A 12,550-nucleotide genomic window follows, 5' to 3' on the forward strand; every position below is an offset into this window, starting at 1 on the left:
ATGACGGTCTTCCATCTCTCTGATTATTATCTCTGTTCTGGTAATTTCTGTTTCTGTCTCTGTTATCCTTGTTCTGATATTTATTTCTGTTATCTCTGTTATTGTCTCTATTACTATCTCTATTTACAGTTTCAGTTTTTCTTTCATCTCTATTTTGATAGTTTTTATTATTGTTATTATTATTTTTTTGACTATTATTATTTAATCCAACATTCAATTCCACTTTATCCTCATTTTCTTTTTTATTTGTTTCGACTCTGTTTTGTACTTTTGCCGCATCATGTTTATTTATATTTGGAGTTTCTTTTACATATTTATTATGATTTTCGTTAGATTTATTATGTTCCTTAGGCTTCTCATCTTTTTTATTAAGTTTCCTTTTTATATCGGCTATTTCATCATCTGTCAGGCCACTTAGGTGAGATTTCACTTGAACGCCTATTTCAGTTAATTTTTCAAGAAACTTTGGACTTTCATAACCCAGTTCTTTAGCCAACTGATGTACTCTTAATTTCATTCTGTCACCTCCACTTTGCTTAATATACCATTCACTACCCTTTTATCCGTTATTCCTACGACATTTACATTTCTTGAAAAAACATTCAGAAATTCCTCTTTTTTCTCAATATTTATTATAGTGACTTCAAAACCTTCCTCAAGTCTTTTAAATTGTTCTATATATTTTTCATTTATGTCTTTTGGCAATATCAGTAATCTTACCTTATTCTTCTTTATCCCTTCAATGTTTTCATCTATTCCGAAAACAAAGAAACCTGAATTTTTCATAGGGCGTATAATGTCTATTATGTTTTTCCTGTTTTTTTCTGTTTCTTTCAGTAAATTGAGAAGCTCCTGCATCTCAAGATTATATTTTCTGTTTTTTGATAATCTTTCTATACATGCCGGATCCTTACACACGTAAAACCCTCTGCTCTGTACTTTCATTTCCTTATCAAATACGTATTTCCCATTTTCTTCGGATATTCTCAAAAAATCTTTTTTTTCGCCTTTTTTTCTACAACTGATACATGTTCTTTCAGGCATATATTATTCGTCACCTTCTATTTCATCTTCTTCGTATTCATCCTGGTCATCTTCATAACTTTCAGCAGTATGAATATCTATTTTTATACCACAAAGTTTTGCTGCAAGACGTGAATTCTGTCCTTTTTTACCTATTGCCAGAGATAGCTGATCTTCATTCACAACTACTCTTGCAATTCTTTCTTCTTCATTTTCAATTATATCAACTGAAATTACTTCTGCTGGATTAAGAGCATTTTTTACAAAAGTTGTCATATCTTCATCCCAAAGCACTATATCTATCTTTTCACCCTGAAGTTCATCAATGATACTTTGTATTCTCATTCCATTTTTACCGATACATGCTCCTTTTACATCAAGGTTCGGATCTTCTGAATAAACTGCAACTTTTGTTCTGCTTCCTGCCTCCCTTGCAATATTCTTAATTTCAATTATTCCATCTTCTATTTCAGGAATTTCAAGTTCGAGCAGACCTCTTAACAGCTCTTCCGCCTTTCTTGAAAGGAAACTTTTCGTATATTTTGTAGATTCTTCAACAGTTCCAACATATACTCTTATTCTATCTCCCTGACGAAATCTATCTGCTTCAGAAAGTTCCTTTGCAGGCACAATAGCTTCAAGACCGTTTATATCAATGTAAAGATTTCCTTTTTCATCTGTTTTTCTTACAGTGGCAGCAACAATCATTTTTTCTATCTGCTTAAATTTATTGAAAATATTTTTCTTTTCACATTCCCTTACCTTCTGAACAACTATTTGCTTAGCATTCTGAATAGCATTTCTTTTAAACCCTTCGGCATTAATTTCTACATCCATAACATCTCCAAGGTTTGATCTTTTTTTCAATGAACGTGCATCTTCAAGACTTATTTCCTCATCAGGTTTAGTCACTGTTTCAACAACTGTTCTTCTGGAAAAAACCTTTACTTCCCCTGTATTTCTATTTATTGTTATGTCTGCATTATCTTTTTCACCGTAATTTTTCTTATATGCTGCAAGTAATGCTGTTTCTACCGCTTCCAACAATTCTTCCTTTATAATTCCCTTTTCTCTTTCCAGTTCATCCAATGCTTCTAAAAAGATTCTCTGATCTTTTGATTTCATTATTCCTCCTCACTCTCTAATATGTTTACCGGAATTTCATATATCAAATGTGATTTTTTCAATTTAGAAAAAGGTATTTCATATACTTTTTCCGTACTATCCAATAAAAATATTGTTTCATTTTCAAACTTTTCTAACTTACCTTCAAATGTCTTTTTTCCTTCAATCTGACTTTTTGTATATATCTTTACTTTTTTTCCTGTAAATCTAGTAAAATCTCCAGGTTTTTTTAGCCTTCTTTCAAGTCCTGGCGTTGAAACTTCCAAATAAAATTTTTCATTTATCAGCTCATCTGCGATACTGTCTATTCTAGTACTTAGTTCTACACAATCATCAAGACTTGTATTCCCGTCAGGCTTTTCAACATAAATTCTTAAGTAGTTGTATCCACCTTCAGGAACATACTCTATATCTGCAAGCTCCAGTCCCAACTCCTTTAAATGCTCCTCCATTTTTGCTTCAAGCATTTCCAATTTTTTTTCCATAAAATATCCACCTCATATTTAAAACTAAAGAGTGGGAACCTCCCACTCTTTCTGTCTAATATTTTGCTCTTATAATTATAATACCATATTTTATTTATTTTTGCAAGTTTTTTATAATTAAATTTAATTTTTTGGTGCAAGAGGTGGGACTCGAACCCACACGACTACTGCCACTGCTCCCTGAAAACAGCGCGTCTACCAATTCCGCCACGCTTGCACTCTTTATCTTTAATTATTATACTCCATTTTATCTGTTTTTGCAAGGGGATATCTCAAAAAAATTGAAAATACTATTCCATACTTGCCATATTCATAGTTAACATTTCAAAATAATCTTTATTTGAAGCTACATCAGGACTCCATTTATCATCTTTTTTTGTATACACTACATCAAATGTTTTTTCTTTTGTTTTACCACTTTTTATTCTTTCCTTTATTAATTCTGTCGCTACTTTTCCTGCTGCTTCTCCTATTTCCTTTTCTGTTTTCCCTTGCATCTGTGCCATTAATCCGGCTACTTTTTCAAACAGTTCTTTCATAACTCCACTTAAATCAGGAGATTTCATAGTTACGTTTATAATTACTTCATTTTTATCTTTATTTTCTGTCGTTTTATTTATTTTATAAGTAATTTTTTTCAATCCCTCTGTTAGAGCCGTCTTCATTTCAGGGTTTATATTTGACTCAAAAATTTTATCAGGTCCTTCTGAAAGTTTACTTACATCTCCACTTTGTAAATTTTTCATAGTTTCTTCAAAATCCTTCACTGCCGGATGTTTTCCTCCACAACTTACTATAAACATCATCATAATTCCAAGAATTATCAAAATTCTCTTTTTCATTTCATTCCCTCTTTCCAAAATAGATTTTTTTTATTATACAATAATTTTTTTCTCTTTTCTATTTGTTCTTTCTTAGTTAGAGAATTTTTATTACTGTGCATATTTTTTTATAAGTTCATTTACCTTTTCGTGTTCTATATTCATAAATTCATGAAAATCCTTAATTTCAGAATCTTTTTTCAGTAATGCCATTTCATAAAGCATTTCAGGTAAATCCTTTTCTAAAATTATTGCTTTTCCTGCCAATTCTATATTTTTATTTTCACTTAGCAATGTATATGCGATATTCACCTTTTCATCTATTTTTTTAATTCTCCCTGAAAAGCCGAGGTCTCCCTTAAAAGTCAGACTGCATGAATTAGGACATCCTGAAATTCTCAGCTGTGGTAATTCCTTTTTCAATGTTGCATCATTACTGTCAAATTTCTTTAATATCTTGTCAAAGGCACTTTTACTGGAAGTTATTGCCAATCTGCATCTTGGAACACCTGTACACGTAATTGTATCTTCAAAAGCGCTTCTTATAAGTCTTTCTTCAAAATTTTTCAAAATATGTAAAGTTTCTTCACCATTTAAATTGAAAACTATAATTTCCTGATTATTTGTAAGTTTTATTTTGATTTCATGATTTAAGCTTTCTAAATATTCAAGAATTCCTTCCAGCTGCTTTCTTCTTATAACTCCACCTGCAAATTTTAGTTTTACAGCGTAAATCCCCTTCTGTCTGTAACTTTCCCTTACATTGATAAGAAGTTCCTCGTTTATTCCTTCAGAAACAAAGTCTACTTCCTTGCTCCATTCAAATGCTTCTTCCTGATTTTTCACGTCTTTATAAAGTTCCTTTATATCAATTACAGAGTCTATTTCCTTTTTTGCCTTCTCAACATATCCTCCAAATTTTTCTTCAAATGCTTCCATTCCTATTTTTCTGTTCATTGTTCTTACTCTTGCCCTTGGATTTGTAACTTCCATATTATCCTTGAACATCATTACCATTGCCCTCATATAATAAAGCATTTCTTCAGCCTTTATATCTTTTGAATATTTATAAGGATTCTTATTTGACAGGTTCATCCCAAAATCAAAATATATTTCAAAATAGTCTTCACCATTTATTTTTTTTGCAATAAATCCCATATCAGAATATTTTGCTCCTGCCGTATCTTCACTGCTGTTTGAAGCTGAAAATTTAAGTTTCCCAGGAAGTGTATACGTATCTTCATTCTGAAACAGGTAATTTATTGAATGAACTGCATAAGGAGTAACATCAAACTCTTCCTTTTCAAAACCACTATATGATGAAATAATCATTCCTCTTATACTTTTCCCACCTACAGCTTGCGTTTTTAATCCTGCATTAAACAAATCTTCTATTAATGGGAGAACATTATCTGCTTTGATACCCCTCAGCTGAATTCCATGTCTTGTTGTAAGTTTTATTTCTCCGTCACCATGTTTTAAAGATAAATCTGACACAGCCCTCAACTGTTCCAATGTTATAAGTCCTGCCCTTATTCTTGGACGGACAAAATAACTTCTTTCTCCTCTTTCATAGTAAACTCCATTTATAGGTCCTATTGTTTTTATAGGTACTTCCTTTTCTCCAAGTTCTCTATGCCTTGCAAAATCTTCCTCAAATTTTTGCATCATTTTTTCTCTTAACTTTAAAAAATTTTCCTTCAGTATTTCCATTTTCATTCCTTTTCTTCTTATTTTTTATAAATTATAATATTTCTTAAAATAATTGCAGATAATTATATCATATTTTTTATTATAAAAAGTATTATTTTTTATAAGTTCCTATAAAAAAATTAATTTGATAGACAAATTATTTGTATCCAATTTATTAAATATGAATAAAAACTGGACTATTTTTCAGCTTTCTTATATAATATATAATAAATGTGAAAGGATATGGTAAAAGTAATGATTTCAGATATTAAAACAATAAAAAATAATAAAACTTTCATAAGACAGTTATTGATTGCCATTTTACTTACTTTTTTAGTTATTTCATGCCAGTCAATAGATCCAAAATATAAATGGTATCAGCCTGAAGAAGTTATTTCAAAAGTTGATCAGCTTCAACCTGGAGATATTTTAATTCTTTCAAAGGAACCTACTATCCGTTCCATGTGGGGGCACAGTGCGATACTGAATGAAGAGAAAAAAATTGTAGAGTTTCCTTCGTATTCGGCAGGATATAGTGAAAGTCCAATTTATGCATGGTCAAAATTAAAAAGAAAAATAGCAATCTTCAGATTGAAAAATATAGATGATAAATTTAGAAGTGCCCTATTTAACGAAATTGATAAAACTGTGACAAAACCGTATGGACTGACTTTTGATAAGAATTTTGATAAAAGGCTGTACTGCTCACAGTTTGTATATCTTGTTTTTAAAAATGCAGGAAAGAATACAGGACGTAATGTTGACCTTGATTCTGACGGGGGCGGCTGGGTAATGCCTTTTGATATTATGGAATCGCCATTACTTGAAAACATTGTTCTGGAATAAAAATATCTAAAAAAACAAAAACTATATTTCATTTTTATCTTTTTTTGTTAATTTACTCATAAAAACTGCACCTCCAATCTTGTGTCCAAGATTTTGGGTGCAGTACAGAAATATAGTTTTTATTGTTATCTTATTTTTATTTTATATCAATTACGCTCATATATGGAAAGTGATCGCTTAATTTAGTCCAATCCTGCGTATCATCCTTAATGAAAAAACTTTTTTTCACCTTCCAGTTATTTGAATAATCTCCAAATATATAGTCTATTCTAGGGTCTTCAATACTTCTCATTTCCTTATCTTTTCCTTCAAAATAACTATCCTTCCATTCTTTTGTAAGGGTCTGGTAATATTCTGTATTTGGAAGTAAGTTCAAATCTCCACTTAAAAACTTCACATCACTTTCAAAAAGACCATTTAACATTGAAAGGGATTCAAGCTCTTCCTTTTTTATTTCTTTTTTATAATCCATATGGGTATTAATTATCATTACTTTCTTTCCAAATTCCTTTTTTTCAAGTTCAGCTATTACAACCTGACGTTTTTCCACTCCAATTGAAGGTAATTCATAGGCATATATTTTTTCTACCGGATATTTTGAAATAAAGGAAATTCCAAATTCCCCCGAATCAAAATCCCTTGATTTCTGAAAATAATAATAGTTATACCCAAGTTCAACTGCTATATCAAATGTTACATCCCTGAAATTACTTCTTTTTGTATTTCTATCAACTTCCTGCAATGAAACAAAATCAGGCTTGTATTTTTTTATGCTTTCCCCAAGCTTTATTCCGTTAGCCAGCCTTCCTCCATAAATATTATATGTCATTATTCTTAATTCTTTTCCTTCAGCTACTAGCATTACACTCATAAATAACAATATTTTCAGTACTTTTTTTAAAACTTTCATTTTTTTTTACTTCCTTTCATATTTTTACCTTTTTTCAACAAGATAGTATCTGGCTATAATTCTCATTTTCTTTATTAATTTTGGAATTCCCGTCAGATGCTTACTCTCGATAAAAAGCCTCGCCTTAAGGCTCGACCAGCTGTCATTCCACCAATGGATTCCATATGTATTTTCCTTTATACAATCTGGTGAATACTTCTCTCTAAAACCGTAAGGATAAAAATATTCTTTTGGAAATATTGTTATTTCTCCTTCCTTTAATATATTTTCCCTTTTATCAGTCAATCCATATTTTTTTTCAAATATATAAGTAAATATCTTCGGAATTGTCCATAAAGGTTTTTCCCATATTTCCTCTTCATAAAACTCTATCATATTTTTCAGTATTTCATTATGTCTATCTGTTCCAAAAATTCCAACACTTATATGTTTTTCATCCTCATATCCTATAAAAAATTTCATTTTTTCATTTTCTATTAATGGTGAAATATCTTTTATAATTTCCATATCAGTGTCTACATATATTCCTGAATTTTCATACATATAATGTACCCTTATATAGTCAGACATATATGCCCAGAGTTTTCTCTCATAACATTCCCTGAAAAATTTATTTTTTTTCAGATGACCTTCTATATCAAAATTCTTTTCATTTATTTCAATTATTTCAAAATCTGGAAGTTTTTCCTGCCATGATTTCAGACATTTATAAAATATATCAGGCTTTTTGGCATTCCCTATCCAGACATAGTATATTTTCTTTTCTATCATTTCTTCTCCCACTTTACTATTTTAAGCTTTATATCCCTTCACATTTCCCTATTATCTTCAGAAACAATTTCAGGTTTTCATTTCCAGGTATCTTTTTTCTATTCCCCTGTACATATAGTCAAATCCGAATATTAATATATACACACCTGTAAGCATAGCCATGTTCTTTATCATCCCTTCTCCAAAAAATGAACCTCTTGGAATATAAAAGAGATTAGGAATGAAATAATAGCTTGTAATCAGTAAAAATCTATTTCTTACAACATATTTTTCATATTTTATTATCATATACCCCAGCAGTATGGAAATAACGATAATCCAAACATACCCAAGATCATACATTTCAGCAATATAGTTTGAACCAATTCCTTCCCCCTTCATATATGCAACAGGATTTAACGCATATGTCAGCTTATCCGCCAAAGAATTTGTTGTATTCAATGCTTCTGCCGACTGTGGCTTAAATCCGAATATTCCCTGCAATATATAGGGATACGAACCTGCTCCTACAATTTTACTTTTCAGATCTATTGTATATCCCAGCACAAGGTAGCTTACCCCCTGCGAAAATAGAAAATTATACACAGAATTTATTAAATCCAGAGAAAATACCTTCTTACTTCTTATTGAAACAAGTATCTGTGAAAACAGCACCGTAAATCCTACCAGTTTTGCCATTGTTTTTGCTTTGATTTTTATTCCATAAACCTTTGCGTAATACCACATTATAAATAAAAGCTGGGTTAAAAATATCGCCCTCGCACCTTTAAAGGAATCCAGCAGTTTCACCATAAGATACAGTGAAGAAATAGTAAGAAACTTCCTTTTTGAAGGAATTGATATTAAAAATATCAAAAATCCTATTGTCATTATTGTTCCTGAACCTTTTGTAAAGAATGGATAGTCCACTCCTTTCAGTATTCCTGTATAATACGCTTCATATCCTGCCTGCAGTATGACCTTCAGCTGAATAAACATTTTATAAGCAAGTGCAGGTAATGCAACTATAAACAGAAACATTCCAAAATCAGTGTATATCTTCTTATTTTTAAGAGTTATACGGCTTTTCAGCTCATTTTCCTTTTCATTTAGAATACCTATAAAAAATCCCAAATGAGTAAAAAGAAGTACAATTATAAATACATTTATTATTTCCATCCGTACATCATTGAAAAAATAATAGTTTGCAAATTTTGTAGCCCATCCAAATTCCTTATATCCCACAATATCCAGAAATATTCTCGTAAAATTAAAGAGAAACAGCGTATAGAGAAATACCATGTAGGAATTCAGCCAGTCCAAGTAAATCTTTCCTGTGACAAAAGTATAAATATACACTCCCATTAGAAGAATTTCCAAAAACTTCATTTCCATTGTATCATTTGGAAAGACAACTATATTTTTTAAAAATAGTACGAAAAATATTACGAATACGTGTAAAATTGTAAATAATATCTTATCTTTTTTCATAATTTAATTCCTATTTCCTTATTTTTCTGTTATAAATCTTTTTTCCCCTTCCAGTACATATACATTCCTACAGGAAGCGAAATTATTAATCCCATTTTATTGTAACATTCCTTATAAATTTTTGAAAATCCATATCCTGCAACTTTAGAGAATTTGTAATAAACAGCATTATTTAAAATTTTCTGTTTGAAAGTCAGTTGCTGCAAGTTGATTTCATTATGGTAAAGAGCCTGGCCTTTAGGATTTCTAAGCAATAAATTGTTATACTTTGCTGTCAATCCGTCTTCCTGATACTCCTTTATTTCAATTTTTTCATTTACATAGAGCATTTTATATTTCTGACAGATTCTGTTGTAAACAACTGCTTCTGTTGTAAACTTTTCCCCTTCAAAAACTGGAAATGGATATTTTTTAAGTATCTCTGTACGGAACATAAGGCCTTTATCACCTTTAACTCCATGTTTATTGTAAATATCAAACTGTGTTGAAACCATTTCCTTTTTGGGAAATTCCCTTCCAATAACTTTTCCGTCAGGATATATTGATAAATACCCCATTCCCGCAATTTCATCATTTTTTTCATACTTTTCCCAATATTTTAAAATCGTCTCAAGACCAGTTTCCACATATTCATCATCAGAATCAAGACATATAAAAAGCTCTCCTTCCGCTTTCTCAACTCCAAAGTTATATGCCCTCTGCTTTCCACCATTTTCTGTATGAAAATATCTTATATCCAGTTTTTTTTCATTTATAAATTCTTTTACCCTATCTTCTGTCCCATCAGTAGAACCGTCATCAATTATAAGCCATTCAAAATCCTTGTAAGTCTGATTTTGAAGTGAACTGTACAATTTTCCAAGCAGTTCTTTTCTATTAAAAGTAGGAGTAAATACAGTAAATTTCATTTTTTCATCCCTTCAGCAGTCACTCACGACTAACTATTTTATAATCTTTCTTTTTATTCCATTTACCAGATTCATTATTTTATTATATACATCCCTGTTTACAAGTAATTTTGTAACTATTGCCAGATAAACTATTTTCAACCCAAATTTCATCCATGAAATATTCAAATTTGAAAGGTAGAATATTACAGGATTTACAACTATTACCAAATATAAGAAAAGCTTCTTATAATTAAAGGATATTTTATATTTTTTTCTTATTATCATCATTTCCATTATTGCCCTGAATAAAAATGCAAGTAATGTTGTCCATGCCGCTATAATTGGTCCAATCTCCGGATATCTAGGTATAAATATAATATTTCCTGCAAGATTGAATATCATTGCAAACATTGTAAAGTAGAAAATATATATACTGTCTTCATGAAAATGGAAGAAATAATCCAGACAGAATAGAGCCTGAACTACAATTCCCGCAAGAATTAATGCCATATAATTTATTGCCTGATGATAACTTGCAGGAAATATGAGTTTTATTCCTTCAGGTGCAAACAGCTGTGCTATAACACAGGCAAAAGAAATAATTGCTATAAAGTTTTCCACACTTTTCGTTATTTTTGGGTTTGTCCTATCTGTCTTCATTGCTTCATAAAACTCAGGTGTCCAGCTGTTTACAAATGAACCTGTAACAACTGAAAGAACTCTTCCCCCTGTAAATGCCAGCGTATATCCCCCAACTGTTGCAAGAGATACAAACTTAGCCAGTACAAGTCTGTCACTTAAATTTACAACCTGATCCGTAAGTTCTATAAAAATTAATGGGAGTCCATTACGCAGGGAATATTTTACATAATTGAAATTCAGCCTGAACTTAAATTTCCCAAAATAATCCTTAAAATAGAATAGAAACACTATAAGCAATGCAATTAAATTTGCAAACTGATTTCCAAAAACTCCCCACTTCAAAGATTTTATAAAGTAAATTGCCAGAATATAAGTTGTAAAAAGGCTGACTACACTTCCAATTGCCACCTTCATATACATTCTCTTCATTCTGAACAGAGTTGTGGCAAGATTGTTAAAAGCATTTGTTGTTGCAATCAGTACACTCACAATTATTAGCGGATAGTAACTTACTTTACTTAAATCAACAATATAGGAAAACATTTTTTGAGCCAAAGGTGTAAATAAAAACATATATGTCAGTACATTAAATACAACTATAATCATAGTTGATGAAAACATATAGCTTCCAAATTCATCTTCATTGTCCTTCAGATCCACATATTTCTTCATCTGTGCATTATAAAGACCAAGCCCCAAAATAACTGTAAATAGTGAAGTAATAGGTCCCAATGTCCCAACAATACCAAACTCCTCCTGGGTAAGAAGCCTTGTTATTATTGGAAGAAATACAAATGACCCCATTTTTGTCACTAAATTCATCAGGGAATAAACCATTGTTCCTTTTAATAAATTTTTATTATCCATTGAATATTATTTTCCTTCCTCTATTTTAAACCTATCAAGTCATGAATTCTTATTATTCCAACTACATTTCCGTCTTCTACAACTGGCAGAACATTTATCTGACTTTTTCTATTTTCCATAAGATGCAGTGCTTCAAGTGCCATTGAATCTCTATTAATAGAAATTGGTGAAGAAATCATTATATCCTTGGCTTTATATGTGAAGAATTTTTCCTTATGCTGTAACGCACGTCTTATATCTCCTTCAGTAATAATTCCCTTCAATTTACTATTTGCCCTTCCATTTTCTGAAATACATACTGCTCCCATTTTTTTCTTTGTAAGAAGAAGCAGAACATTTTCAATTTCCTCATTTTCTCCCACAACAGGCAGTTCATCACCCATATGCATCAAATCAGAAACTGTAAGAAGAAGTCTCTTTCCAAGGCTTCCACCTGGATGATATTTAGCAAAATCATTTTCAGTAAAGTTTCTCATTTTCATAAGTGCAGCTGCAATAGCATCCCCCATTACAAGAGTTGCTGTTGTTGAACTCATCGGTGCTGTTCCAAGTGGACATGCTTCCTTTTCAATCCCTATATTTATAACTATTTCTGCATATTTTGCAAGTGTGGATTTTTCATTTCCTGTAAGTGCCACTATTTTCCCACCTATTTTTTTTATAGGAGTCAGAATACTTAAGATTTCATCAGAATTTCCACTATTTGAAATTGCAATAACCACATCTCCGTTACTTATCATTCCCAAATCTCCATGCAATGCTTCGGCGGCATTTACAAATATGGCACTTGTTCCTGTAGAAGCCAGGGTTGCGGCAATTTTTTTACCTATAAGTCCTGATTTTCCAATTCCAGTAACTACAACCTTATTATTTTTCAAACCATAAATAAGATTTACTGTTTTCTCAAATCTGTCATCTAACTTATTTTTCACCTTTTCAAGTTCACTTATTTCAATGTCAAAAACTTTTTTGGCTTCCTGAATGCAGTTTATATCCATAGACTTTTCC

At 30.9% G+C, this 12,550-nt stretch carries 13 protein-coding genes and 1 tRNA gene; 1 reads left to right on the forward strand and 13 read right to left on the reverse strand.

Annotation, left to right across the window (positions count from 1 at the left end; genetic code table 11):
* The 7 genes from HMPREF1984_RS07930 to HMPREF1984_RS07960 all read right to left on the reverse strand — a co-directional run.
* Positions 1–517: translation initiation factor IF-2 N-terminal domain-containing protein (locus HMPREF1984_RS07930; protein WP_021767444.1), on the reverse strand; the 517-nt coding region annotated here is incomplete at its 3' end.
* Entirely contained in the window at positions 514–1,044 is a 531-nt protein-coding gene (locus tag HMPREF1984_RS07935) for a DUF448 domain-containing protein (RefSeq protein WP_021767445.1), read from the reverse strand. The genes HMPREF1984_RS07930 and HMPREF1984_RS07935, both read right to left, overlap by 4 nt.
* 3 nt (positions 1,045–1,047) lie before the next feature.
* Positions 1,048–2,148: a transcription termination factor NusA gene (gene nusA, locus HMPREF1984_RS07940; protein WP_021767446.1), complete on the reverse strand. Its 1,101-nt coding sequence runs from the start codon at positions 2,146–2,148 to the stop codon at positions 1,048–1,050.
* On the reverse strand, positions 2,148–2,633 hold the full coding sequence (gene rimP / locus HMPREF1984_RS07945; protein WP_021767447.1) for a ribosome maturation factor RimP: 486 nt from the start codon (positions 2,631–2,633) through the stop codon (positions 2,148–2,150). The genes nusA and rimP overlap by 1 nt, the downstream gene beginning before the upstream one ends.
* 132 nt (positions 2,634–2,765) lie before the next feature.
* Positions 2,766–2,850: transfer RNA gene (locus tag HMPREF1984_RS07950), tRNA-Leu, on the reverse strand.
* A gap of 73 nt (positions 2,851–2,923) precedes the next feature.
* Complete coding sequence (locus HMPREF1984_RS07955; RefSeq protein ID WP_021767448.1) at positions 2,924–3,475, reverse strand: hypothetical protein; 552 nt, start codon at positions 3,473–3,475, stop codon at positions 2,924–2,926.
* A 90-nt stretch (positions 3,476–3,565) separates the two neighbouring features.
* Positions 3,566–5,173, reverse strand: a complete 1,608-nt coding sequence (locus HMPREF1984_RS07960; RefSeq protein WP_021767449.1) for a nitrite/sulfite reductase — start codon at positions 5,171–5,173, stop codon at positions 3,566–3,568.
* Between the two features lie 216 nt (positions 5,174–5,389).
* Here HMPREF1984_RS07960 and HMPREF1984_RS07965 point away from each other — a divergent pair, with 216 nt between their 5' ends.
* On the forward strand, positions 5,390–5,992 hold the full coding sequence (locus tag HMPREF1984_RS07965; protein ID WP_021767450.1) for a YiiX/YebB-like N1pC/P60 family cysteine hydrolase: 603 nt from the start codon (positions 5,390–5,392) through the stop codon (positions 5,990–5,992).
* A 136-nt stretch (positions 5,993–6,128) separates the two neighbouring features.
* Here HMPREF1984_RS07965 and HMPREF1984_RS07970 read toward each other — a convergent pair whose 3' ends face one another.
* From HMPREF1984_RS07970 to HMPREF1984_RS07995, 6 genes are all read right to left on the reverse strand, one after another.
* Positions 6,129–6,902: an endonuclease/exonuclease/phosphatase family protein gene (locus tag HMPREF1984_RS07970; RefSeq protein ID WP_021767451.1), complete on the reverse strand. Its 774-nt coding sequence runs from the start codon at positions 6,900–6,902 to the stop codon at positions 6,129–6,131.
* A 24-nt stretch (positions 6,903–6,926) separates the two neighbouring features.
* Positions 6,927–7,673: a glycosyltransferase gene (locus HMPREF1984_RS07975; RefSeq protein WP_036100206.1), complete on the reverse strand. Its 747-nt coding sequence runs from the start codon at positions 7,671–7,673 to the stop codon at positions 6,927–6,929.
* 69 nt (positions 7,674–7,742) lie between these two features.
* Positions 7,743–9,143, reverse strand: coding sequence for an O-antigen polysaccharide polymerase Wzy (wzy, locus tag HMPREF1984_RS07980; RefSeq protein WP_021767453.1), 1,401 nt, complete (start codon positions 9,141–9,143; stop codon positions 7,743–7,745).
* 29 nt (positions 9,144–9,172) lie between these two features.
* Complete coding sequence (locus HMPREF1984_RS07985; RefSeq protein WP_021767454.1) at positions 9,173–10,051, reverse strand: glycosyltransferase family A protein; 879 nt, start codon at positions 10,049–10,051, stop codon at positions 9,173–9,175.
* A 33-nt stretch (positions 10,052–10,084) separates the two neighbouring features.
* Entirely contained in the window at positions 10,085–11,542 is a 1,458-nt protein-coding gene (locus tag HMPREF1984_RS07990) for an oligosaccharide flippase family protein (protein WP_021767455.1), read from the reverse strand.
* 20 nt (positions 11,543–11,562) lie between these two features.
* On the reverse strand, positions 11,563–12,540 hold the full coding sequence (locus HMPREF1984_RS07995; RefSeq protein ID WP_036100301.1) for an SIS domain-containing protein: 978 nt from the start codon (positions 12,538–12,540) through the stop codon (positions 11,563–11,565).
* Between the last annotated feature and the right edge of the window lie 10 nt (positions 12,541–12,550).

This window comes from Leptotrichia sp. oral taxon 215 str. W9775 (assembly GCF_000469505.1).
Lineage (GTDB): Bacteria > Fusobacteriota > Fusobacteriia > Fusobacteriales > Leptotrichiaceae > Leptotrichia_A.